Annotated in this window: 17 protein-coding genes; 9 read left to right on the top strand and 8 right to left on the bottom strand. The window is 43.1% G+C overall.

Annotation, left to right across the window (positions count from 1 at the left end; translation table 11 throughout):
- Positions 1-5 precede the first annotated feature (5 nt).
- From tlp to ACY3LV_RS17225, 3 genes are all read left to right on the top strand, one after another.
- Positions 6-257 (top strand): small acid-soluble spore protein Tlp, encoded by a 252-nt coding sequence (tlp, locus tag ACY3LV_RS17235; RefSeq protein WP_148961709.1) that lies wholly within the window; start codon positions 6-8, stop codon positions 255-257.
- 83 nt (positions 258-340) lie between these two features.
- Complete coding sequence (locus tag ACY3LV_RS17230) at positions 341-757, top strand: YbgC/FadM family acyl-CoA thioesterase (RefSeq protein WP_087991419.1); 417 nt, start codon at positions 341-343, stop codon at positions 755-757.
- A 15-nt stretch (positions 758-772) separates the two neighbouring features.
- The gene (locus ACY3LV_RS17225) at positions 773-1,072 is read left to right on the top strand and encodes a hypothetical protein (RefSeq protein WP_148961708.1); all 300 of its coding nucleotides are present in this window, start codon (positions 773-775) and stop codon (positions 1,070-1,072) included.
- Between the two features lie 31 nt (positions 1,073-1,103).
- Here ACY3LV_RS17225 and ACY3LV_RS17220 read toward each other — a convergent pair whose 3' ends face one another.
- Positions 1,104-1,391, bottom strand: coding sequence for a HesB/YadR/YfhF family protein (locus tag ACY3LV_RS17220; protein ID WP_464864223.1), 288 nt, complete (start codon positions 1,389-1,391; stop codon positions 1,104-1,106).
- An 87-nt stretch (positions 1,392-1,478) separates the two neighbouring features.
- Complete coding sequence (gene plsY / locus ACY3LV_RS17215) at positions 1,479-2,060, bottom strand: glycerol-3-phosphate 1-O-acyltransferase PlsY (RefSeq protein WP_253269127.1); 582 nt, start codon at positions 2,058-2,060, stop codon at positions 1,479-1,481.
- A 168-nt stretch (positions 2,061-2,228) separates the two neighbouring features.
- Between plsY and ACY3LV_RS17210 the strand changes: the two genes are divergently transcribed.
- The 3 genes from ACY3LV_RS17210 (at position 2,229) to parC (ending at position 7,422) form a co-directional block, all read left to right on the top strand.
- The gene (locus ACY3LV_RS17210; RefSeq protein WP_464864222.1) at positions 2,229-2,636 is read left to right on the top strand and encodes a CoA-binding protein; all 408 of its coding nucleotides are present in this window, start codon (positions 2,229-2,231) and stop codon (positions 2,634-2,636) included.
- A 394-nt stretch (positions 2,637-3,030) separates the two neighbouring features.
- The gene (gene parE / locus ACY3LV_RS17205) at positions 3,031-4,998 is read left to right on the top strand and encodes a DNA topoisomerase IV subunit B (RefSeq protein WP_464864221.1); all 1,968 of its coding nucleotides are present in this window, start codon (positions 3,031-3,033) and stop codon (positions 4,996-4,998) included.
- A gap of 3 nt (positions 4,999-5,001) precedes the next feature.
- Positions 5,002-7,422, top strand: coding sequence for a DNA topoisomerase IV subunit A (parC, locus tag ACY3LV_RS17200; protein WP_333560361.1), 2,421 nt, complete (start codon positions 5,002-5,004; stop codon positions 7,420-7,422).
- A 47-nt stretch (positions 7,423-7,469) separates the two neighbouring features.
- Here parC and ACY3LV_RS17195 read toward each other — a convergent pair whose 3' ends face one another.
- A complete protein-coding gene (locus ACY3LV_RS17195) occupies positions 7,470-7,595 on the bottom strand; it encodes a hypothetical protein (RefSeq protein ID WP_014113948.1) in 126 nt (41 codons plus the stop codon).
- A gap of 25 nt (positions 7,596-7,620) precedes the next feature.
- Positions 7,621-7,974 (bottom strand): hypothetical protein, encoded by a 354-nt coding sequence (locus ACY3LV_RS17190; RefSeq protein WP_148961704.1) that lies wholly within the window; start codon positions 7,972-7,974, stop codon positions 7,621-7,623.
- Between the two features lie 481 nt (positions 7,975-8,455).
- Here ACY3LV_RS17190 and ACY3LV_RS17185 point away from each other — a divergent pair, with 481 nt between their 5' ends.
- The 3 genes from ACY3LV_RS17185 (at position 8,456) to ACY3LV_RS17175 (ending at position 12,020) form a co-directional block, all read left to right on the top strand.
- The gene (locus ACY3LV_RS17185; protein ID WP_464864220.1) at positions 8,456-9,853 is read left to right on the top strand and encodes an alanine/glycine:cation symporter family protein; all 1,398 of its coding nucleotides are present in this window, start codon (positions 8,456-8,458) and stop codon (positions 9,851-9,853) included.
- Positions 9,854-10,179: 326 nt separating this feature from the next.
- On the top strand, positions 10,180-11,679 hold the full coding sequence (locus ACY3LV_RS17180; RefSeq protein WP_464864219.1) for a cellulase family glycosylhydrolase: 1,500 nt from the start codon (positions 10,180-10,182) through the stop codon (positions 11,677-11,679).
- 74 nt (positions 11,680-11,753) lie between these two features.
- On the top strand, positions 11,754-12,020 hold the full coding sequence (locus ACY3LV_RS17175; protein WP_087991409.1) for a YnfE family protein: 267 nt from the start codon (positions 11,754-11,756) through the stop codon (positions 12,018-12,020).
- A 440-nt stretch (positions 12,021-12,460) separates the two neighbouring features.
- Here the strand turns inward: ACY3LV_RS17175 and ACY3LV_RS17170 are convergent, their stop codons facing one another.
- The 4 genes from ACY3LV_RS17170 to ACY3LV_RS17155 form a co-directional block, all read right to left on the bottom strand.
- Positions 12,461-13,621: an alpha/beta hydrolase gene (locus ACY3LV_RS17170; protein WP_464864218.1), complete on the bottom strand. Its 1,161-nt coding sequence runs from the start codon at positions 13,619-13,621 to the stop codon at positions 12,461-12,463.
- Between the two features lie 648 nt (positions 13,622-14,269).
- Positions 14,270-15,541, bottom strand: coding sequence for a glucuronoarabinoxylan endo-1,4-beta-xylanase XynC (gene xynC / locus ACY3LV_RS17165; protein WP_464864217.1), 1,272 nt, complete (start codon positions 15,539-15,541; stop codon positions 14,270-14,272).
- Between the two features lie 242 nt (positions 15,542-15,783).
- Complete coding sequence (xynD, locus tag ACY3LV_RS17160; protein ID WP_464864230.1) at positions 15,784-17,322, bottom strand: alpha-L-arabinofuranosidase; 1,539 nt, start codon at positions 17,320-17,322, stop codon at positions 15,784-15,786.
- 187 nt (positions 17,323-17,509) lie between these two features.
- Complete coding sequence (locus ACY3LV_RS17155; protein WP_464864216.1) at positions 17,510-25,324, bottom strand: amino acid adenylation domain-containing protein; 7,815 nt, start codon at positions 25,322-25,324, stop codon at positions 17,510-17,512.
- Between the last annotated feature and the right edge of the window lie 43 nt (positions 25,325-25,367).

The raw sequence follows: 25,367 nt of genomic DNA, 5'->3' as shown, positions 1-25,367 counted from the left end.
TCCAAATGACAAATAACCATAATCAATACCAGCACCCTAATCCTGATGATCGTTCTGATAACGTAGAAAAGCTGCAGGATATGGTTCAAAATACAATTGAAAACATGGAAGAAGCAGAAGCATCTATGGAGTTTGCTTCAGGAGAAGATAAGCAGCACATCAAAGAAAAAAATGCTAGACGCGAACAGAGTATCGAAGCGTTTCGCAATGAAATTCAAGACGAATCCGAAGCGAGACAAAACGGATACCGCTCTTAAAAACCAGGGAAACCTGGTTTTTTTCTTTCTGATTTGATTATGGTAAAATGGGGCTAAATTGACGTTAAGGGAGCAGAATAATTTTGCAGGTATCAAAAAAAGAAATAGAAGTGCGTTATGCAGAGACAGATCAAATGGGGATTGTCTATCACGCGAATTATCTTGTGTGGATGGAGGTCGGCAGAACGGCTCTCATAAAGGATTTAGGCTTTTTATACAGTGATATGGAAAAGAGAGGCGTCCTCTCACCAGTCGTTGATATCAATATATCCTATAAAAAGCCGCTTCATTATGGAGAAACCGCGGTTGTGCATACATGGATAGAGGACTACAACGGCTTTAAAACCGTCTATGGTTATCATATTTATAATCCGGCCGGTGAGCTTTCCATCGAAGCCACCTCATCTCATATTTGTGTGGATAAAGAAAGCTTTAAGCCTATTCAGTTCCGTAAAGCTTTCCCTGATTGGCACGCAGCATATGAAAAGGCCAAAAAATAGGGAAGTGAACGAGATATGGCGTTTGGAGTGAAACGGGAAGAACTCAACCGGTGGAAACAAGCAGTGAAAAGAGGAGACATGGCATTTTTAACCCATTACTGGCTGGATGACCGGTTTCCAGAAGCAAAGACCGTGACAAAAGCCGGCTGTGCAGATATTGATAAGCTGATTCAATGGGGGGCGGCGTACGGTTTAAAAAAAGAATGGATACATAAGAAAAGTGAATTTCCTCACTTTGATCTCCTGGGTGAGACACAAAAATATATTTTGGAACAAGAGAACCTGACCGATCATCTTAAAAGATTTCATTTGTAAAAAAGGAACGCACATAACGTGCGTTCCTTTTTTATTGATATTCAAAAACAGGTTCGTCAGCATCCTCTGAATAGCTGACTAGAAGGTCGTGGTTATCGAAGTACCATAGATCACTTTCTTCAATAAAGAAGGTAATGCCGCCGGCTTCTGCAGTGGCTCCAGCCTCTTGCGGGGCATCTTTCGCAACACCGAGGGAAAATCCCTTTTGAACGTTGCTGCAGCCGCCGTAGCGGACGAAAAAGCGAACCTGATCTCCGCTTTCTAAATCCAGCTCTTCTTTATACCAGTTCAGTGCGTCTTCGTTAATTATCATATTCATAACAGAACACCCCTTTGTACTTCATTTGAATTTTCTCTATTATAAACGTATTAGGCTATTCTGTGTCAAAAGAGAAGGTTTTTACGTTTATAACCATTTCACTTTAGGTTCTGTTTTATTGATAATTCGTTTAATGTTGGCCCTGTGTCTGTATATCACAAAAATAGTGAGCAGGGTAACAACAATCAATAAATACCTATCATGGACAAAGAGACTATATATAACAGTATAGATCCCTGTTAACATTGATGACAGGGAAACAAATTTAGTCAAGTATAAAAAGATGAAAAATACCGCGATCATCGTGATAAATAACAGCGGTGCGTAAAATAGCAAAACGCCTCCAGACGTTGCCACGGCTTTACCGCCTTTAAATTTGGCGAATATAGGAAACACATGGCCTAAAACTGCAAAGACTCCTATAAGAAGCGGATGAATATCAACATGCATGAGGTAAGGCAATGCAGTTGCCAGCGTCCCTTTCAAAATATCTCCGGCTATGACGACGGAACCAGCTTTTACGCCCAGCGTACGGAACGCGTTGGTTGCGCCTAGGTTGCCGCTTCCGTGTTCCCGAATATCAATTCCCTTGGCAAGCTTGCCCACAATTAAGCCAGATGGAATGCTGCCTATCAGGTAGGCCAAAATAATCAATAAAGCAATAAACATCTACATTTCTCCTTTTTCAAAGTCCCTTCTTTCTATTTTAACATGAGATGTCATGATCTGATGACAAGTTTTTTGTAAAGTTTGCTTACAAATCCACACAAATGTGCACCATATTTTGATTTCTTTCATTTTGATCGTGTAAAATAGATGAAAAAGGAGTGGTACAGAATGCAAAACCCTTCCAAAGCGGAATTGAAAGAGATTCTAGATAGAAGCAAGCGAATAGCGGTAGTGGGGCTTTCGGACCGGCCGGATAGAACGTCACATATGGTTTCAAAAGCGATGCAGGATGCGGGCTATGATATCATTCCCGTCAATCCTACAATTGATGAAGCTCTGGGTGTCAAAGCCGTTTCATCTTTAAAAGAGATTGACGGACCAGTTGACATTGTCAATGTATTCCGGCGCTCAGAACAGCTGCCAGGCGTTGCGGAAGAGTTTTTGGAGACAGATGCTCCGGTATTTTGGGCACAGCAAGGGCTGATCAACGAAGAAGCTTACAAGATGCTAAAGGAAAAAGACAGAACGGTTATCATGGATCTGTGTATAAAAGTGGCGCACGCAGTAACAAAATAGATGCAGAACCGCAAAAATCCTTGTGAATTCAAGGATTTTTGCTTTTTAATTTTAAGATATTGTTTGCGTATTACGGTGAAACAGATACAATAAAGCTTGAACAGCTTTTTTTGAACACCTTGTCCAGCTGGGTTTCGGCCGTTCGATTTGCGAAGGTCTGCTGCTTTATATATAATAAACAAACATACGTTCCCATTTCGTAAAAACAGCACTTTGCCCGATGTTTTGTGAACTGATTCGTTAGCTATATGTTGCGATCACAAACATATTGGTTATAATGGGGAGTCCAAGGCAGTACCGGCTTAAGGCGAGGTTTATAAAAAATACTTTTTACAAATGCGCATCACTGAAAAAAGAGAAAGACAATGTTAGTTTTTGAAAGGGGTTTGTACGTTTGGCTAGAAAACAGCAATTTGATTACAACGAAGATGCCATTCAGGTGCTCGAAGGCCTTGAGGCCGTCAGGAAAAGGCCGGGTATGTATATTGGTTCTACTGACGCGCGGGGCTTGCACCACTTGGTTTATGAAATTGTAGATAACTCTGTCGACGAGGTGCTTGCCGGCCATGGAGATCACATTATCGTCAAAATACATAAAGACAACAGTATTTCTGTACAGGATAGAGGCCGCGGCATGCCGACCGGAATGCATAAGCTCGGCAAACCAACCCCTGAAGTGATTTTAACGGTGCTTCATGCCGGAGGAAAGTTCGGCCAAGGCGGTTATAAGACAAGCGGAGGGCTGCACGGAGTTGGTGCATCAGTCGTAAATGCTTTATCTGAATGGCTGACGGTTACCATTGAGCGGGACGGTTTCATTTATCAGCAGCGGTTTGAAAATGGGGGAAACCCGGTTACATCCCTCGAGAAGATCGGCAAAACAAAAAAGACAGGAACGCTTACGCACTTTAAGCCAGATCCAACGATGTTCAGTGCAACAACTTATAATTTTGAAACGCTTTCTGAACGATTAAGAGAATCTGCGTTTTTGTTAAAAGGATTAAAAATTGAGCTGATTGATGAGCGGAATGACCAGCAGGAGGTCTTTTATTACGAGAACGGCATAGAAGCGTTTGTCGCTTACTTAAATGAGGAAAAAGACGTCTTGTCTGAAGTGGTCTCGTTTGAGGGCGAGCATCATTCAATAGAAGTGGACTTTGCGTTCCAGTTTAATGACGGCTATTCTGAAAACATTCTGTCATTTGTTAATAACGTCAGAACAAAAGACGGCGGTACTCATGAGTCAGGTGCAAAAACAGCGATGACACGCGCTTTTAATGAATATGCGAGAAAAGTGGCTTTGCTGAAAGAAAAGGATAAGAACCTTGAAGGCACTGATATAAGGGAAGGGCTTTCAGCCATTATCTCTGTTCGCATTCCCGAAGAGCTTCTTCAGTTTGAAGGACAAACAAAAGGAAAGCTCGGTACAAGCGAAGCGAGATCAGCAGTTGATGCGATTGTTTCAGAGCAGCTTGCTTACTTTTTAGAGGAAAACCGGGATACCGCAACGCTCCTTGTGAAAAAAGCAATCAAAGCGAGTCAGGCACGCGAAGCGGCACGCAAAGCCCGTGAAGAAGCAAGAAGCGGCAAAAAACGCAAAAAATCTGAAGCGACATTAAGCGGAAAGCTGACGCCTGCCGGTTCAAGAAACCCGGCAAAAAACGAATTGTATCTCGTTGAGGGCGATTCTGCAGGCGGATCAGCCAAGCAGGGAAGAGACCGCAGATTCCAAGCGGTTCTGCCTTTACGCGGTAAAGTCATTAATACGGAAAAAGCGAAACTTGCTGATATCTTTAAAAATGAAGAGATCAATACAATCATTCATGCGATCGGGGGCGGAGTCGGAGCGGATTTCTCAGTCGATGATATCAACTACGACAAAATCATCATTATGACCGATGCCGATACTGACGGCGCTCATATTCAAGTGCTGCTTCTCACCTTTTTCTATCGCTATATGAAGCCGCTCATTGAGCATGGCAAGGTGTTCATTGCACTGCCTCCTTTATATAAGGTCAGCAAAGGAAGCGGGAAAAAGGAAATTATTGAATATGCATGGTCTGATGAAGAGATGGATGATGTCCTGAAAAAAGTCGGCAAAGGCTATACCATTCAGCGATATAAGGGACTTGGAGAGATGAACGCAGACCAGCTGTGGGAGACGACGATGAATCCGGAGTCCCGTACGCTTGTAAGGGTCAAAATCGACGATGCGGCACGCGTAGAGAGACGTGTCACGACGTTAATGGGAGACAAAGTGGAGCCGCGCAGAAAGTGGATTGAGAAAAACGTCGCTTTCGGCTTAGATGAAGAAAGCAATATTTTAGAAAATGAAAACTTATCGGTCGCTGAGGAGGTTTAATGATTGTCACAGCCAGAATTATTTCATGATTTACCATTAGAAGAGGTGATCGGGGACCGTTTTGGGCGCTATAGTAAATATATTATTCAAGACAGAGCGCTTCCTGATGCAAGAGACGGCTTAAAGCCGGTACAGCGCAGAATTCTGTATGCGATGCATACAGATGGAAATACGTTTGATAAAAACTTCAGAAAAGCGGCCAAAACAGTCGGTAACGTTATCGGTAACTATCATCCGCACGGTGACAGTTCGGTTTACGAAGCAATGGTGCGGATGAGCCAGGATTGGAAAGTGCGAAATGTGTTGATCGAAATGCATGGGAACAACGGAAGCATCGATGGAGATCCACCGGCAGCCATGCGTTATACAGAGGCGCGATTATCTCCGATCGCATCTGAGCTTCTTCGGGATATTGACAAAAATACGGTTGAATTTGTGCCGAACTTCGATGATACAAGCAAGGAGCCTGTCGTACTCCCGGCGATGTTCCCTAACCTATTGGTCAACGGATCTACCGGGATATCAGCGGGATATGCGACTGACATTCCCCCTCATCATCTCGGAGAAGTCATTGATGCTGTTATTAAACGCATCCAAATGCCATCTTGTTCTGTTGATCAACTCATGGAAGTTATAAAAGGGCCTGACTTTCCGACAGGCGGTGTTATTCAAGGTGTTGACGGCATAAGAAAAGCTTACGAAACCGGAAAAGGAAAAATCATTATCCGCGGAAAAGCTGAAATAGAAGGAATCAGAGGCGGACGTGAACAAATCGTCATTACTGAAATTCCATATGAAGTAAACAAAGCCAACCTTGTGAAAAAAATGGACGAGTTCCGCATTGATAAAAAGGTTGAGGGCATCTCAGAGGTTCGCGATGAAACGGACCGAACAGGGCTGAGAGTGGTTATTGAACTGAAAAAAGAAGCGGATGCCAAAGGCATTTTGAATTTCTTATATAAAAATACCGATTTGCAGATCACATATAACTTTAATATGGTGGCCATTCATAACCGCCGTCCGATGCTGATGAGTCTGCCGGCTATTTTAGATGCATATATCGGCCACCAAAAAGAAGTCGTCACAAACCGTTCCGTTTACGAGCTTCAAAAAGCAAAAGACAGGCATCACATCGTAGAAGGTCTCATGAAAGCTTTGTCCATTTTGGATGAAGTCATTGCAACAATCCGTTCTTCAAGCGACAAACGTGACGCTAAAAACAATTTGATAGCGAAATATGAATTTACAGAGCCTCAGGCTGAAGCGATCGTGTCATTGCAGCTATACCGTTTAACCAATACAGATATCACAGCGCTGAAGGAAGAGGCTGAAGAGCTAGATGAAAAAATTGAAGAGCTCGAATCCATTCTGAGCAATGATAAAAAGCTGTTAAAAGTGATCACAAACAGCTTAAAAGCACTGAAAAAGAAATATGCAGACACAAGACGCTCTGTGATTGAAGAAAAAATTGAGGAAATTAAAATTAACCTTGAAGTCATGGTTGCCTCTGAAGATGTATATGTGACCGTTACGAAGGATGGTTACTTAAAACGGACGAGCCAGCGCTCATATGCCGCTTCCAACGGTCAGGATTTCGGGATGAAAGATACGGACAGGATACTGCATCAGTTTGAAATGAATACGACAGATGTGCTGCTGCTCTTTACGAACAAAGGAAGCTATATCTATTGCCCGGTTCACCAGCTTCCTGATATCAGATGGAAGGACATGGGCCAGCATTTTTCAAATGTGATTAGCATTGATGGTGATGAAACGATTGTAAAGGCCATACCGATAAAAGAATTTGATCCAGCAGCGTATCTATTATTCTTTACGAAAAACGGAATGGTGAAAAAGACAGAGCTCACCCATTATAAAGCACAGCGTTATTCTAAAGCGCTCGTGGCATTAAATTTGAAGGGTGAAGATGAACTGATCGATGTACATGTGACAAATGGGGAAAGCCAGATCTTTATGGCCACTCACCTTGGATACGGCCTATGGTTTGGAGAAGACGAAGTAAATGTAGTTGGTGCGCGTGCGGCAGGTGTCAAAGGGATTAACTTAAAAGAAGATGACTTTGTGGTCTCCGGAGAGATCCTTCAAGAATCTGATTCAATTGTATTGTTCACACAGCGGGGAGCGGTAAAACGCATGAGTCTCGCCGAGTTTGAAAAAACGTCCCGTGCAAAACGCGGTGTCGTGATGCTAAGGGAACTGAAGAAAAATCCTCACCGTGTCGTATCGGTGTTCGCTTGTCGTCTTGATCAACAACTTATGGCGGAAACAGAAAAAGGCGACAGAAAAGAACTGCAGGCAAAAGACTTGCGGACAAACGACAGATACAGCAATGGCTCTTTCTTTATTGATGAAGAGGAATCAGGCAAGGTCACAGCTGTTTGGCGCCTTCAAACAGAGGAATAATATAAAACCCGCTCACATTGTGCGAGCGGGTTTCGTTTGTTTTTCAATTAGCTTTCATGGCTGGTGAAAAGATCTGTAAAGGCATGAACAAATTCGATTCCTTGCCATACAAATAAATTCAGCGCTGTGAAAGAGAATAAGCCTAAAATCACCATTCTTAAGATAAACAACATGTTTAACAGCCTCCTCATATTTTCGTTATATAATCGGGTGATGTTGAACATGAAGTTTGCCAAAATAAGACGATTGATAAAATTTGGCCAGTATAAAGCTTTTTTTCCGCTGGCGCCTGCGGGAGTATCCCGTATCTTTGCTTTCAGCGGTCAGAAGCCGAACAGCCATTGCCCATAAAGCAGTCAGCGCAAATGCTCCTGTGATGGATTTCTTCTCATCATCAGCATTTTGGCCGGCTTTCATCTCATGCAATTCCTGCTGGTCGGCTACGGCTTTATAATGATGGCCGATATCAAAGGCGTGGGGAATTGAGAACAAATGAAAACTGGCAATCGCCAAGAATAAGATGGACGCTTTCAGTATCGTTACTTTTTTCAAATGATCTCCCCCTCCTTTAATATTACTGAATATTTTTATAATAATACCCTAACCCATTCCAAAAGTAAACCTGATTTATTAAATTTAAAAATAAAGTTTACTTTGTTAAGTATATATCTTTTTGCTTATTTTTGAAAGAGCAACTTCATTTATTAGTGTATGTATACCCGGTCTGAGACGTGAATAAAAACATATTTTAAATGATATGTTTGTTGTTTAGGATTTATGTCTTTATTTATCAGAGAAATTCTTAATTTTCAAAAGAGAATACGATATTTAATGAAAGCTTATAAGAAGTAATTTTTTAATCATAGGAAAATAATAGAGAGAGGGAGCGAAGGAGTGAGTATCAATCTAGGACAATAATCTTCACGAAAAAACTTCCTAATTCGACATATTGTGATATAATAAGACTTAGCATGTTAAAAAATCTAACATCAAATTTGAAATTACTATGAATTGATGAATACGGGAGGTCAATATGGAGTCTTTTTTCAACAGCTTAATCAATATTCCAAGTGCTTTTATCTGGAAATATTTATTTTATATTTTAGTAGGACTTGGGTTATTTTTTACACTTCGTTTTGGTTTTATCCAATTCCGTTATTTTATTGAAATGTTCAGAATAGTGGGAGAGAAGCCTGACGGAAATAAAGGCGTTTCATCTATGCAGGCATTCTTTATTTCAGCCGCATCCCGAGTCGGTACAGGGAATTTGACGGGTGTTGCCTTAGCAATTGCGACAGGCGGACCGGGCGCTGTCTTTTGGATGTGGGTTGTAGCTGCTGTAGGTATGGCTTCAAGCTTTGTTGAGAGCACGTTAGCACAGCTTTATAAAGTGAAGGACGGAGACGATTTCCGCGGCGGACCGGCCTACTATATTCAAAAAGGCCTTGGAGTCAGATGGCTCGGCATCGTATTCGCTGTCTTGATTACCGTATCATTCGGTTTAATTTTTAACGCTGTTCAATCCAATACAATTGCAGGAGCGTTAGAAGGCGCTTTTCATGTGAACAAAACAGTTGTGGCCATTGTTCTTGCTGTTTTAACGGCCTTTATTATCTTCGGCGGTTTAAAACGTGTTGTCGCTGTGACACAATTGATTGTTCCAGTCATGGCTGGGCTTTATATTCTCATTGCTCTTTATGTTGTATTCACAAATATTTCTGCATTCCCAAGCGTTATTGCGATCATTGTTAAAAACGCTTTAGGAATTGAACAAGTTGTCGGCGGAGGACTGGGAGCGATCATCGTCATTGGTGCACAGCGCGGGCTTTTCTCTAACGAAGCAGGAATGGGTAGCGCGCCAAACGCTGCTGCTACTGCTCATGTTTCGCATCCGGCAAAGCAAGGCTTTATTCAGACATTAGGCGTGTTTTTCGATACATTTATCGTATGTACGTCCACAGCGTTTATCATTTTACTGTACAGTGTAACACCAAAAGGTGACGGCATCCAGGTTACACAGGCTGCTCTGAGCCACCATATTGGAGGCTGGGCGCCTAGTTTCATAGCAATCGCAATGTTCTTGTTCGCCTTTAGTTCAGTTGTCGGAAACTACTATTATGGCGAGACAAACATTGAATTTATTAAAACAAGCAAAACATGGCTGAACATTTACCGTATCGCGGTTATTGCTATGGTTGTCTTTGGGTGTGTAGCAGGGTTCCAGATTGTTTGGGATATGGCGGACCTCTTTATGGGGATTATGGCGCTGATTAACTTAATTGTGATAACGCTCTTGTCAAACGTAGCTTACAAAGTGTATAAAGATTACGCGAATCAGCGTAAACAAGGACTTGACCCTGTATTTAAATCGAAAAACATCCTGGGTCTTAAAAACACTGAAACTTGGGAAGATGAGAAACAAGAAGCATAAAAACACGGCTGCATTCACTTCAATGAATGCAGCTTTTTATTTGCCGAAAAGAAGCGGAATATTTTGATTTGATAAAATAATGATGTGTAAAGTCCTGATTATACACTTTTATCTTTGATCCACATGTATCAGCTTGTATCTGAAACAACACAAAAAGAGAAATTAGACAGGCTTTTAAGCCGGCTAAAAACAAGAAATTAGGTTGATAGACAAATATAAGAAAGCTTTTTACAATGAGTTCGTGGTAAAAAAGCGAAAGGGAGGAGAGCGGTGAGTTACTAGGCATATTTTTTACATATTGATTTGAAGGAGGAAGAATATCATATATGAAACGTTCAGTCTCTATCTTAACCGTATGTTTATTCATTGCATTACTAGCGACCGGCGGCTTGGCGGCTCCAGAAGCATCTGCAGCAGGGACAAAGACGCCGGTATCCATAAATGGCCAGCTTAGCATAAAAGGTACACAGCTAGTCAATCAAGACGGCAAAACAGTGCAGTTGAAGGGGATAAGCTCCCACGGATTGCAATGGTTTGGCGATTTTGTCAATAAAGATAGCTTAAAATGGCTGAGGGACGATTGGGGCATTACGGTTTTCCGAGCGGCGATGTATACGGCAGACGGCGGTTATATTGATAATCCGTCTGTGAAAAACAAAGTAAAAGAAGCGGTTGAAGCGGCAAAAGAGCTTGGGATATATGTCATCATCGACTGGCATATCTTAAATGACGGCAACCCAAATCAAAATAAAGAGAAGGCAAAAGAATTCTTCAAGGAAATGTCAAGCCTTTACGGAAACACGCCAAACGTTATCTATGAAATTGCGAATGAACCAAACGGCGATGTGAACTGGAAGCGTGATATTAAACCGTATGCGGAAGAAGTAAGTTCCGTTATCCGGAAAAACGATCCCGACAACATCATCATTGTCGGTACCGGTACATGGAGCCAGGATGTGAATGATGCTGCCGATGATCAGCTTGCGGATAACAATATCATGTACGCGCTTCATTTTTATGCCGGCACACATGGCCAGTTTTTACGGGATAAGGCAAACTATGCCCTCAGCAAAGGAGCGCCTATTTTTGTGACGGAATGGGGGACAAGCGATGCTTCCGGAAATGGCGGAGTATTCCTGGACCAGTCACGGGAATGGCTGAAATATCTCGACAGCAAGAACATCAGCTGGGTCAACTGGAATCTTTCTGATAAGCAGGAATCGTCTTCAGCTTTAAAGCCGGGAGCATCTAAAACAGGCGGCTGGCCGTTGTCAGATTTATCGTCTTCAGGAACATTTGTAAGAGAAAGCATTCTCGGTACCAAAGATTCGACGAAGGACAGCCCTGAAACGCCGGTTCAAGATCAACCTACACAGGAAAAGAGCATCTCTGTGCAATCCAGAGCAGGGGATGGAAGTGTGAACGGAAACCAGATCCGCCCGCAGTTTCACATCAAAAATAACGGCAACTCCACGGTTGATTTAAAAGATGTCACTGTCCGTTACTGGTATAACGCGAAAAACAAAGGCCAAAACTTTGACTGTGACTACGCGAAGATCGGATGCGGCAATGTGACCCACAAGTTTGTGACGTTGCATAAACCTAAGAAAGGCGCAGATACCTATCTGGAACTAGGATTTAAAACCGGAACGCTGTCAACCGGAGCAAGCACAGGGGATATTCAGCTTCGTCTTCACAATGATGACTGGAGCAATTATGCACAAAGCGAGGATTATTCCTTTTTTCAATCAAATACGTTTAAAACAACGAAAAAAATCACATTATATAATCACGGAAAACTGATTTGGGGGACAGAGCCCAAATAGTTCAGCTTTTGGCGGGCATCAGCAATGATGTCCGTTTTTAGCATCTTAAACAGCAAAACAAGGAGGATTACGTTGTGGATGACATATTGAAACAGTATATGGTGCTGTTCAAACATATGAATGATGTGATAAACGGCCCGGACTATCCAGGTAAGGAAAAAGATATTCAAAATCAAAAAGAACAGATCGAACCTTACGAGACACAGCTGCAGCAACGTTTTTCTACGGATTATGACTACGATGAATTTGCTGATTCAGCTATTAAATGTGCATATGGCGATATGACGCTGGAAGATTTAGAAGCCGTTTATTATGAATTAACAACACCATTTTATGATTGAGTTTTAAGAAGCGTAAAATTTCATTTTCTGTCTCACTAACTTAAGTATACTTTTATAACGAGACAGAAAATGATTTATTTTATTTACTTCCTAGAATATATATTATGTAAACTAATAAAATGAAAACAGACAGCAGTTGTTTTTCATGCTCATCTTCTGTACTAGAAGGTAAATGTGGATCCATTCTTGAAGTTAGACCTTCTATTTTTTGTCGTAAGTGAAGCTGATACTTCCCTAGATAATTTAAAAGCCCATGTTCACTTACTTTCTTCTCGCACTCATTCCGAGGTAGAACTTATAAATAATATATCTCGATCCATTTTTAATTTGTATGACTCACAAACAAAGGATTGACTTTGGAAAGACCCCTTTTTGTAGTGTAATATTAAAAAACCTCTACGTCCTTATTAAATTAAATTGGTCATAGTCATAAAGGTTTTTCAGTTTAAGTATTTTAACTTGTTGCTGGTCTTCTTGATCAAGTCCACGCCATCGTATGCTAGACTTTCCACACTTGCAGCCTTCTGCAGTATGTAATGATCAAAAAAGTTCTTCGTATAGTCTGTAACAAGATTTCGCACCTCCATAGCATCCCGTTCGCCTCTGAGTTCCTCATTAACACTGGTAAACACGATGTCGCAGTAATCTAAATGCGCAACACGATCAACAGAGAAATAATAGGTTTCCATGCTATTGTTAGCGCCAATTATCGCATTCATGTTATAGTTAGGTTCACAAAACAGTAGCAAAAAGGGTTTCTTTAGGTCGCTCTCGAGAAGGCCGAACGCACCGCTATCCAAGCCAATCCCACAGGCGAACCGGTCGTCGTCCCGGCAAACAATCGCCGTCGTAGGCCCTCCATAAGAATGTCCGACTATGCCCATGCCGATGTCAAGCAACAATCTGCCCTTAAAGATGGAATTCAGCTCTCCAGAGTCCAGTTTGTAAAGATAATCGGCTACATACCTTACATCTTCTGCCTGTAATTCACTATACTCTGTTAACTTGGCAAGTATCGGCAGTGTAAGCACGTTATGGCACATCTCAATGGCAGTTTCATCGTCAGGCCGCATCTCCATCTTACCAGCCAACGCCAGCATCTCCGGATCTTCAGAAAACGCCATAATGACATCCGAAAAATCCTTTGATACATTAAACAGGCGCCCATCTTTACGCTTATACATCGTGCTATTCTGATGGCCGATGCTTACCACAACATATCCGATGCTTGCCAAGTCTGTACAGATCACTGTACCCCATTCTGGAGAACCACCCCCGCCGCAAACATAGAATAACACCGGATAGCGCTTTTCCTTCCCGGAGAGAGCAAGGTCGTCGTAACACTGGGTCTTGATATCTATAGAGAAAACATCCTTCCCTTTAAGATACGCAGTGACAAGTGGCTGCTCATTAAACATCTCGTAGACTTCAGGAAACATGTACGTTGATGTAGTCTTACCTTCGCTACTGTCGGACGGATAGTACACAAACGCCGTCAGTTCTCTTTTAGAGTGATCTGATGCCGTGTACTCAAAATCCATCTGGGTTCGACCGACAGTATAGCCGCCAATGGGTTCCGGAAATGCGTCATAAGTTTTCATTCTCTTGTTCCCCCTTAATTAATAAAAGTGGCGAATGTGAAATACATACATTGCGCTTTAAGCGCTTTTCAAAACTGTTTTAGGGTCTGTTTCAACAAGAACCCAAAAATCGTATTCTAGATCATTCCTTTTTAGTTTAGGACTATATGATTCCCAATAATGATTTCCGAACTTGCTGCTTCTTTTAATGTTAATGGGCGAATACATGTACACACCTCTTTTAACAAGATATTTCTATAAAATTTCGCCAAGGTTCTACAATACCCTTCTATAATTATTCATAATGTCTCAGTAATTGTGCATCAGTCGTTCAGAATGGATCCAGTTTTACTTTCCTAAATAATAATGAATCCACTTTTACTTTCTGTAAAGAGAACATAAAAGTGGATTCATTAAATGATAAAATATTTATTTGACTAGTGTTTACAACGCATAAAAACGCTTCATAACTAGAGTTTATGAAACCTTTTCTTGATTTTGAGGTTTCGACCTACGGCCTTTACCTTGACAAGTTGATGTCTCTCGCGTTTAAAATGGCTTCAAAGTGACGCACGACACGAAAAAAGCGATTTTCTGATCAGAAAATCGCTTAAATTCAGACATTCTATTGAAAATGAGACTTGATCAGCACCCTTTGCCTTAGTACCCTTAACGATTTGCGACAAATGTTGTCACGCTTTGAGCTGGAAGATGGGCCCAAAAATGATTGCCCGTTACATTGAGATTCGTTCCAGGTTGAAGATTGCTGCTTCCGCTCGTTATCCATCTAGATACCTGAGAAGCAGATCCATTCTGCAACACAAAGTTTTGGTTGACCCCAGTGTTGCTTTTGTTAATGGCAACAATAACGACCTTGTTGTCACCTTTATAGGCTGACACGTAAACGTTCGCATTAGGATTTTTCGTTGCATCAACCCTTACATAGCCGGGACGCACAAACTTCGAGAAATGAGCCATATTGTAACCGCGTTTGCTGATCGTACCGTCTTCTTTCATAGGACCGTAAGATCTGCGGATGTACCACCAAACATAAGCTTGAAAATCTCCCTCCACCATTGAATGGTGAATATGCTCTGAAACGCCTAATGCCTCGGGCCAGCGATCCGCTGAATTGTTGTCACTGTTTGGATAGTATACTTCCGTCATCCATAGCTCTTTCCCTCCTCCTTTTTGTTTGAAAAGAGGATAAGGAAACTGACTGATCTGAGTACCGTACAGGTGAGTTCCGAGAATATCCATACTCCTAAGCGCCTGTGGATCGTTCAAAATGGGGTCCGATATATTTTTAAGGTACTGAAAAGATCCTGGTGCAATGACACGTGCATTAATGGAACCGGCATTTTCTCTCATGAAACGAAGTATTTCTTGCGGCGTCCACCACGTCCATTCGTGTGCATAATCAGGCTCGTTCTGAACAGAAATCCCATAAAGATTCACGCCATTATTCTTCATGTAGGTAACAAAATCGTTAAGATGCTGCGCGTATGCGGCGTACTTATCGTATCTTAGCCGTTTAGCTGATGTGTCACCATTACGATTGAAGGTCTCAACCATATCGCTTGGAGGATTCCAGGGAGAAGCAAAAACGATTGCTCCATGTTTGATCGCACTCTTTGCAGTCTCCAGTTCTCTGTACCAATTATTTCTATTTTCATCCACATGAATTCTTAAGATTGAAAAACCTAACTGATTCTGTCCATTGCCAAAAGCGGTTTCTCTTTGAGATGCTGTCAAATCTCCAATCCAAGCCGGGTGGTTCATGCCTCCAAAACCGCGAATCACTTGTTTATTTGCAGATAAATTAACTGTTACATCACTTGCTGCCAAAACTTCAGTAGCGCCTGGCCCTGTTAACATTACTGACAGCATAGCGAAACATACCAATAATACACAAATTGGTTTTTTCACGCTTGAAATCATTTTTTACTCTCCTTGTCTTTTATGGTATTAAAAAATCTGATCTGTCTCCTTTTATATTGCAAACAAAAGGTTTTCTCATCTTTTGAAACAGCCCTTTGCTTTCATGCGGTATATCAAACTTTTTCCTTGCTAAACTCGTTATAATTACCCGAACCATTTTTTCACCCAAACGGTATATTCATAATGGAGGGGCTGCTCCGGCGTTGGCCATTTGTACACTCTAAGCGGGACCATTGCCGGTGCTATCTTTGGGTAAACTGCCAGTAATCAAAATTAAACAAGTTTCCTGTACCTGTTCCGGTAAATACAAAGAAAACTTTGCGCACACCGGTTGCGCCGCTTACCGCAGTTTCTATTTCTCTCCAGGTTTGCGCTCCACCTGTGGAAGGTACATTCAGGGTTCCTGCAAGCTTACCGTTTGCGCTATCAAGACGCACTTCTATTTTTCCGCCAATAGTGGATGCTACATTTGCTTTAAACGTCCTGGCACCGCCCGCCCCGAAGTCTGTATTTCCTACAGCAATCCAATCTCCGTTATGAATGCTTGTTACATGTTGATTATTTACCGGCCCGCCGGGTGCTGAGGATTTCTCGGTCAAAATGCGTCCATTCCAGGCAAACGTTTCAGCTTCTACCCGGTTATATGGATTCAAATTGGAAAGCTGTGTTACGCCTGCATAATTTGCCGCAACCTCTTGAAGGGATCCATCTGCATTATGCACCAGCTTATTAATATGGGGAGAACGGTATCCTTTGCCGGCCCCGAACAGAGCGGAACTGACAGTTTGAGCATGGTACACCGCATACCACTCGTTTTTTAAATTGAAAACAGCATGATGGTTGTTTCCTCCGCCTCCGAAAAATGCACCTGGATTTTTCAGGAAGTGCCCTTTATACGTAAAGGGACCCATGGGACTTGAGCTGGTCATATAGCCGATCTCACCTGGGGGCTTATCGGCCGGATGCGTGCCCCCGAAATTGATGCAATAGGAATAATAATATTTTCCGTTATACTTATGCATTCCCGAATCTTCAAACATAAAAGGCGCATCAATCGTAGATGCACTTCCAACAACACTGGTCATATCAGGTCCCAATTTCATCACTCTTGCTGTTTTAGGATTGGCCCATTGCCCCTGCGTTGGATTTGAACCGCCAGGGATGCCTCCGCCTGCATACAGGTAACCGGTACCGTCGTCATCTACGAATACTGCCGGATCAAAAAGCCACACAACACCGGACATTCCTGGTGTACTTGGCGTTACCAACGCTTTTCCGATTGGATCGGTCCATGGGCCAATCGGACTGTCTGCGGTGAGAACCCCGATACCTCCGCCGCCGTTGGCGAAATAAAGGAAGAATTTATCCTTGCCATTGATCTTTTTAACTGCGACTGACGGAGCCCAGGACGCACCTGCCCATTTCGCAATCCCTCGGCCGCCATTGGCCCCATTGGCACCTGCTACCGGAATGGCTCCGTGGTCTGTCCAGTTCACCATATCCGCTGAAGATATGACGAATACTCTATTCAAATTGGCAAATGAATTATCCTTAATCGTTCCGTTGCTATTATATTCATAGTCATCACTTGACATATAGATGTAGACTCTTCCGTTATAGGTCAGCGCAAACGGATCTGCCCCCAAATGATGGTCTATAAGCGGGTTTGAATTCCCTACATGTTTTGCAATTGTAGTACTGGCAGCATACGCAGACTCCCCAAATAAGCAACTCAATAATAAAGCAAGAACCCATAAACATACGCTACACTTTTTTCTAATAACTTGACATCCTTCTTTTTCCTTAAAATGGAGGTTGTTTTTTACCATTTGATGACAACTGGTCATGAAGAACGCATAAATTGGACGATTTCTAGAGTAAGCCTTACAAACACAGGAGTATTACTCTCGCCTTTTTAATAAAAAATGCCGCTGGCTGCCAGGCCAGCGGCGTTTTACACTTGATCATTTACATTTTGTCAAACTTTGCGTCTCCCGCAAACGATCCCATTGACAGTTGTTCATCAAGAACAAGTCCTTGATGATGCCGTTCTTCAATCCTTTTGATAATAGATCGAATTGCATCCACATTTTCTTCGATATTATGAGGTTCAAAGATTGTCACATGGTCTCCTTTTAATTTGTACTCAAGGTAATGCTGTACAGTTGATTGCGTCCATCCTCTATCAGTCAAATCGCCACACAACAAATGATGTATGTTGCTGTTGACGGCGCCGGAATTGATCAGTTGATTATGATACGCAAGATAGCCTCTTATTTTATCCTTAATCGAAGGAATCGTTAATATTTCTTTGTAATAACCCGGAATAATATCGAGATTCAGATAGACGATCTCTTCGATTTCCTTTTTCGATAAATGAGTCACCGAAGTGGTGATTTGAGAATCCAACATCATAACATCGGAAACGGCACGTCCTCGCTGTTCCAAAGCTTTGGCAACCTCAAAAGCCAAATTCGATCCTGAAGAATAACCAAGCAAAACGAAAGGTCCTTGTTCTTGAATGCTGATCATGCTTTCTACATACCGGTCGATGATCGGTTTCTCATGTGACGGCTCTTCTATAAAATCTGCGGCATAGACGACGCAGTCGCCATCAAGTCTGTTCGCCATTTCATTATAAACCAACCCATACCCAATTAAAGGAGGGAAACAGAACACAGGGATCGAACCATTCTGATTCAACTTGACGAATACGCTGTCCGTCTTGCCCTCTAAGGCCGCGGCTTGAATGGCGCTTGCCATTGTTTCGATGGTAGGGGAATCGTAAACGGCGTGATAATGCAATTTGATTCCCATGACCGCGTTAATTTGATGAATTAATTGCAATACTTTGAGCGAATGGCCGCCAACGTCAAAGAAGTTATCTTTTATCCCCAGGTTAGAATGAGCTAAAACATCCTTCCATATCTCGGACAACTGCTTCTCAATCAACGTTTCGGGTGCCACGTATTCGGTTCCGGTCGGCATATTTCCATCAGGAGCAGGTAAAGCTTTTCGATCGATTTTACCATTAGCTGTTAATGGTATCTCCTCTACCCGTATAAAATAGGCCGGAATCATATACGCAGGCAGTTTGTTCAGCAATTGCTGCTTGAGCTGCAGCGTTTTTAATGATTCGCCTCCTACCAAGTAAGCACACAACTGCTTGGAGCCCTCTTCTTCGAGCGCGATGACGACCGCTTCTTTGACGGATTCCACTTGTAATAAAGCCGCTTCGATCTCGCCCATTTCAATGCGATAGCCTCGAATTTTCACCTGAAGATCGATTCGTCCCAAATACTCCATATGTCCATCCGGCAACCACCGGGCGACATCTCCCGTTTTGTACATTTTTTCGCCTGCGGCAAAAGGATGTTCAACAAATTTCTCAGCCGTTAATTCAGGACGGTTCAAATATCCTCTGGCTACGCCGGCCCCGCTGATATATATTTCTCCAGGGACGCCGATCGGCACCGGCTTCATACCCGCATCCAAGAGATAAATGTTCATATTGTCCGCGGCCGTACCGATTGGCACCGATTCGCGTCTGTCTTTCTCAGGATTGTAGGAATAAATCATACATCCGACGACTGTTTCCGTCGGCCCGTATTCGTTAAAGATTTCGATTTGATCTTGAAATTGTTCGCTGATGCCCTGGGCCAGCCGTGTGCTTAACTTGTCGCCGCCTACAATCATTTTCCGGATCCTGCACTCATCGGGAATGTTCATTTCGTTTAAAACTTGCAAATGAGCCGGGGTCAGCTTGATAATATCCACCCTGGGATCCTGTACAATAGATGAAACCAAGGTTGCCCTGTCTTCTCCTCCATAGACAATGATGGCATTGCCGCTGATGAGCGGTGTGAAAATAGACGTTACCGTTAAGTCGAAAGCGATGGACGAATATAGTGGAAAGGTGGTTTTTTCCCCCTTCACGTAGACTCTGACAGCCCACCAAATATAATTGGTTAAGCCTTTGTGCTCAATTAATACACCTTTGGGCTTGCCTGTGGAGCCCGATGTATAGATCACATACGCTAAATGGTTCACATGACTGAGCGGTTCAAGGTTAGAGGCATCTTCGTGATAAGAATGTTCCTCATCTAATTGAACGATCGTGCCTGCATGGGCCAACCGCTGCTGATGATGGCTCTGTGTCAAAACAATCTCCGTGTTGGCGTCGTCTAATATATACTGTATGCGATGCTCAGAATAATCCGGATCAATTGGCACGTAAGCGCCGCCGGCTTTTAATACGGCCAATATTCCCACTACCAACTCGATGTTATGTTTGCTGATGATGGCTGTGAGCTGATCCGCTCGCACGCCCTTGGCTCTTAACGTTCGAGCCAATTGATTGGCCCGTTCATTGAGCTGGCGATACGTCAGCTTCTTATCCTCAAAAACAATCGCTACCTGCTCAGGCGTTCGTTCCGCTTGTTCCTCAAACAATTGATGAATCGTTTTTTCCTTTGGATACTCGGCCAAAGTATCGTTAAATGTCTCTATGAGGAGCGATCGTTCATCCGCCGCAAGCATATCCAGTTCTTGGACGCCAATCTCAGGATCGTTCACCATTTGCTTGATGATTTGCATAAAATGCGCTTGCATCCGCTCGACACTTGCTTGATCATAAACATTGGCATTGTACACAAAATGAATTTCAGTTTCCCCGGCCGGCATCACAATGAAATTAAAATCGTAATGGGTATGTTCTTCCAAATGAAAATCGATAATGTCTAATGCGGTGTGATCCTGCTTCATATGCTCCATTTGTTCCTCGACCGGGTAATTCTCAAATACCATAATATGACTGATCAACTGCTGCTTTTGCTCGGTTTGAGTCTGAATTTCATACAATGGATATGTTTCGTATGGTTGAGAAGCAAGCGCCCGTTCCTGATTCGTTTTCAATACTTGTGCGACTGTCATTTCAGGTTGAGTATCAATTCGTACGGGGATGGTATTGATAAATAAACCGACCATGGATTCAATACCCGGAATGTCTGCCGGCCGACCGGATACGACCGTGCCGAAAACGACATCCTGACTGCCGTTATATCTTTGCAGCAACAATCCCCATGCGGTTTGTATCCATGTATTGACGGTGACTTGATGTCGGCTTGCGGCCCGTTTGATCTCCTCTGTGAGCTGCTTTCCTAAACGAAACGCATGCTCTCCTTTTTCATACCCTTTGGCCTGATTGGAAGGCTGTTCTTTCAATAAAACGGTTTGTCCTTCATAGCCGTCCAAATAATCCCGCCAATAGGCTGCTGCTTTCTTATGATTTTGTTCATCCAGCCATTCGATATATTGGCTGTACGGAGTAACGGCTCCCCGCTTCGGTTTCCTCTGCTCAAGAATCGCATAATAGTTTTCAAACACTTCTTTCGTAATAAGAGGCAAACACCAGCCATCCATTAAAATATGATGAAAGCTCCATATCAATCGCGCTTGATCTTCCTCTGTTCGCAGGATCGATACGCGCATTAAAGCATCTCGGGTAAGGTCGAACCCTCGTGCCTTATCTTTTTGTACAAAAGCGGCAATAAACTCGTTGTGTTGTTGCTTGTTCATGCTGCGAATATCTTCAACGATCGTTTCAATCCGCTTGGAGCGGAATACGATCTGCAAAGGCTGATCTTTCCATTCGGTATAAAAATGAGTTCGAAGAATGTCATGTCTTTCGGCCAGCTGCGACAAACTCATCGTAAATGCCTCGATATCCAATAGACCTTTCAGATCAAAAGCGGCTTGTTCAAAGTAAGCTCCGGAAGCCGAATCGATTAAGCTATGGAACAACATTCCCTTCTGCATAGGGGTTAAAGGGTATATATTTTCAATGTCGCCAAGATGCTGTGTTTGTTGGACAAATCGATCTAATTCGTCGATTGTCATTTCTTTTAGCGAAATATCGCTTGGCGTCAGAAGAATTTGCTCTTGATCTGCACAATGTTCGATGACTTGTTGCAAACTGCTTTTTAAGAGATCTGCGCATGTTTCGATTGTTTCTCTTTGATATTGTTTACCAGAATAACTGATTGCCAGTGACAATTGGCCGTTTGAAATCATACCGTTGATATCAAGTGCATAGGTCAAGGGGTGCTTGTCGCTGGCTATTTTCCCGGTGGAGTAAGGAGATACCTCGATCCTCCCATTCTGGAAATCTTGATCAAATTGACCAAGATAATTGAAACTAATTTCCGGATGTCCGGCCAATTCCGGAGCCATCGGGTGATCTGACAAATACTTGATCAGGCCATAACCTATTCCTTTTTCAGGAATCTGACGCAAAGTTTCTTTCACCGTTTTAATTCGCTGTGAGATATCTTGGTCTGCCTTGATTTGCAGCAAAACCGGATATTGGCTTGTGAACCAGCCCACAGTACGAGAAATATCGAGGTCTGAAAAATGAGACTCTCTGCCGTGTCCTTCGAGATGGATGAGAATGTCTTCATATCCAGTCCAACGATGCATAGCGATGCCAAGTCCGGTCAGCAATAAATCGTTCATTTCAGTTGTATAAGCCCGGTTTGATTTTTTTAATAAACGCTCGGTTTCCTCGACCGTCCATTGGACGATGACCGTTTCCCGGTCTTCGGCCAGACCAAGCTCCTGCTCATGATCCTTTGGCAATACATTTGCTGGAATATGTTGATGCCCGAACCAGTATTGATTTTTCATTTCAAATTCCGGACTTCTTGCATAACGTTTCAACTGTTCAGCCCATAACAGGTAGGAGTCCGTTTTCTTCGGAAGCTGGATCGTTTCTCCGTTTTGAAGCTGCTCATAAGCAGCCGCTATATCCTCGATTAATATTCTCCATGAAACGCCATCGATGACCAAATGATGGATCACAATCAGCAAATGATCCCCCTCTTGACACTGAAACAATCCCAGTTTCATGAGCGGGCCTTCAGCTAGATGAATAGACTGCTGAATCTCATTGGATATCGTTTCTATCGCTTGGGCAACATTGTTTTCTTCCAATAATGAGATCACTTCAAGGCTGAATAGATCTCCTTCATCGATCCCCCGATTTCGAGCTTCGTATCCATGTTCAGTTGGAACATAGACCATGCGCAATGCATCGTGATGCTCCACAATCTTCTTCGTGACTTCCCGAAGCTTCGATTCATTCAATCTTTCTTTCCAATAAAGCATAACCGCTTGATTATAATGGTGTAAATCGGGGTATTTCTGTGCAAAAAACCAATGCTGAATCGGGGTCAGCAGCGCCTGGCCTTTGATTTCTCCTTGTTCTGCGATTCGGGTTACGGACTCTACGTAGGGAACAAGTTCGGAGATCGTCGGGTACTTGAACAAGTGTTTGATTTCAAGTTTATACCCGGCTTGGTATAAACTTGAGGTCACTTGAATGGACTTAATCGAATCCCCTCCTAATTCGAAGAAATGATCCGAGACTCCGACCCGTTCTACGCCTAATACCGACTCCCATATTCCGGCTAGTATTTTTTCCAGTTCTGTGCGTGGAGCTGCATAGTTCATGCCTGTGAGATTCCTACTTGGAGAAGGCAGCGCCTGACGATCTATTTTTCCATTGGAAGTAAGCGGCATCGCTTTCAACTGAACGAAATAAGCAGGTACCATATAGGCAGGAAGCTGCCGGGATAGTTGTTCCCGGAGCTCGCCTGCGGTTAAAGCATGGTGTGCGGTATAATAGGCACACAAGGAAGTTTCTCCGTTGATTTCTTGTGCCATAACGATGGCTTCTTGAATCGACGGTATATGGAAAAAGGCGGCTTCGACTTCGCCAATTTCAATGCGATAGCCTCGGATTTTCACCTGATGATCGATTCTTCCGAGATACTCGATGTTCCCATCCGGCAGCCACCTGGCCAAATCCCCCGTTCTGTACATTTTCGTTCCGGGCACGAAGGGATGCTTGACGAACTTCTCTGCCGTTAATTCAGAGCGGTTCAAATATCCTCTGGCTACGCCGGTCCCGCTGATATACATTTCTCCGGGAACGCCGATCGGCACCGGCTTCCTATCCGTATCCAGCAGATAAATGTTCATATTGGCCGCGGCCGTACCGATTGGCACCGATTCGCGTCTGTCTTTGGCGGCATTGTAACGATAAAGCATGCATCCGACAACGGTTTCCGTCGGCCCGTACTCGTTAAAAATTTCAATTTGATCTTGAAATTGCTCGCTGATGCCCCGGGCCAGGCGTGTGCTTAACTTGTCCCCGCCTACAATCATTTTCCGGACCGTGCACTCATGGGAAATGTTCATTTCTTTCAATAACTGCAAATGAGCCGGAGTCAGCTTGATAATATCGACCCTGGAATCCTGTACAATGGATGAAACCAATGTCGCCTTGTTTTCTCCTCCATAGACAATGATGGTATTACCGCTGATGAGCGGCGTAAAAATAGACGTTACCGTTAAGTCGAAAGCGATGGACGAATATAGTGGAAAGGTGGTTTTCTCCCCTTTCACATATACCCTGACAGCCCAGCAAATATAATTGGTTAAGCCTTGATGCTCAATGAGTACGCCTTTGGGCTTGCCTGTGGAGCCCGATGTATAGATCACATACGCTAAATCCTTCGTATCGCTGTTCCGCTCAAGATTAGAGTGCTCTTCGTGATAAGAACTTTCCTCATCCAATAGCACGATCGTGCCTGCATGGGTCAACCGCTGCTGAAGATGGCTCTGCGTCAGGACGATCTCCGCGTTGGAGTCGTCTAATATATACTGTATGCGATCCCCCGGATAATCCGGATCAATTGGCACGTAGGCGCCGCCGGCTTTTAATACGGCCAGTATTCCTAGTACCAGCTCGATGTTATGTTCGCTGATGATGGCTGTGAGCCGATCCGCCCGCACGCCCTTGGCCCTTAACGTTCGAGCCAATTGATTGGCCCGTTCATTGAGCTGCCGATACGTAAACTGCTTATCCCCATAGATGATGGCAACTTGATCAGGTGTTCGTTCTGTCTGTTCTTCAAATAACTGATGAATCGTCTTATTCCTCGAATATTCAGCTACCGTATGATTATAGTCAACGAGGAGTTGATTTGTTTCCGCGTCGGACAAAATATCAATCTGGCGGAGGGTGAGGTCGGGTTGAAATAACATGATCGAGAAAAGACGATTTAAATGTTCGATCACTTGCATCATATACTGACGATCATAAGCTTGTTCATTATAAATTAGCTTTAAATGAATAGAGTCATCCCCCATGTCAAATTGAAATAAAGCATCCGAAGCAACTGTTTCTTTGAAACGATCGGGGTGAATTTGATCTAATGATACGATCGTATGAATCATTGGCAAATGATTCGCATCGTAGTTCAGACGCAGCTGCCCGACCATCTTATCGAAGGGAACATGCTGATTCAAGATCGCTTCGCCCAGCGTATGTTTCAATTCATGAAAGATGGATTTAAACGTACTGTTCGCATTGATATGTTGTTTAATTAACATGAGTTGATCCAAACGAAGGTCCTCATCGGTTTCGTCTTCAAAGGTTGGCACACCTACAATAACGCCTTCTTCCCCCGTATATTTGTACAGAAGGCACTCGATTCCGATCAAAAGAACCAGATAGACGGCCATTGGCGATTGATTCGTCATGGTCATGATGCGCAGGGATACATCAGATCTCAATGAACTGTGAATACAATGAGGAGCACTAGACGCATCATGCTCTAATGTTGAGTCTGACATTTGAAACGCAGGGAATGCAATGGGGCGATCTTCCGCATCGAACATGCTGCTCCAGAACAACTCCTGTTGTCTAAATTCTGACATTGATATCCCTCCAGTAAGTTTAACTTTCTGCTTCGAAGGCGGC

Source organism: Bacillus sp. 11C (assembly GCF_055486375.1).
This window is presented reverse-complemented; position numbering and strand designations above follow the sequence as displayed.

Coding starts and splice junctions, on each gene's coding strand:
- ACY3LV_RS17180 (WP_464864219.1), top strand. CDS start 10,180: ATGAAACGTTCAGTCTCTATCTTAACCGTATGTTTATTCATTGCATTA.
- ACY3LV_RS17185 (WP_464864220.1), top strand. CDS start 8,456: ATGGAGTCTTTTTTCAACAGCTTAATCAATATTCCAAGTGCTTTTATC.
- ACY3LV_RS17155 (WP_464864216.1), bottom strand. CDS start 25,324: ATGTCAGAATTTAGACAACAGGAGTTGTTCTGGAGCAGCATGTTCGAT.
- ACY3LV_RS17225 (WP_148961708.1), top strand. CDS start 773: ATGGCGTTTGGAGTGAAACGGGAAGAACTCAACCGGTGGAAACAAGCA.
- ACY3LV_RS17195 (WP_014113948.1), bottom strand. CDS start 7,595: ATGTTGTTTATCTTAAGAATGGTGATTTTAGGCTTATTCTCTTTCACA.
- ACY3LV_RS17210 (WP_464864222.1), top strand. CDS start 2,229: ATGCAAAACCCTTCCAAAGCGGAATTGAAAGAGATTCTAGATAGAAGC.
- xynC (WP_464864217.1), bottom strand. CDS start 15,541: ATGATTTCAAGCGTGAAAAAACCAATTTGTGTATTATTGGTATGTTTC.
- plsY (WP_253269127.1), bottom strand. CDS start 2,060: ATGTTTATTGCTTTATTGATTATTTTGGCCTACCTGATAGGCAGCATT.
- tlp (WP_148961709.1), top strand. CDS start 6: ATGACAAATAACCATAATCAATACCAGCACCCTAATCCTGATGATCGT.
- ACY3LV_RS17170 (WP_464864218.1), bottom strand. CDS start 13,621: ATGAAAACTTATGACGCATTTCCGGAACCCATTGGCGGCTATACTGTC.
- ACY3LV_RS17220 (WP_464864223.1), bottom strand. CDS start 1,391: ATGAATATGATAATTAACGAAGACGCACTGAACTGGTATAAAGAAGAG.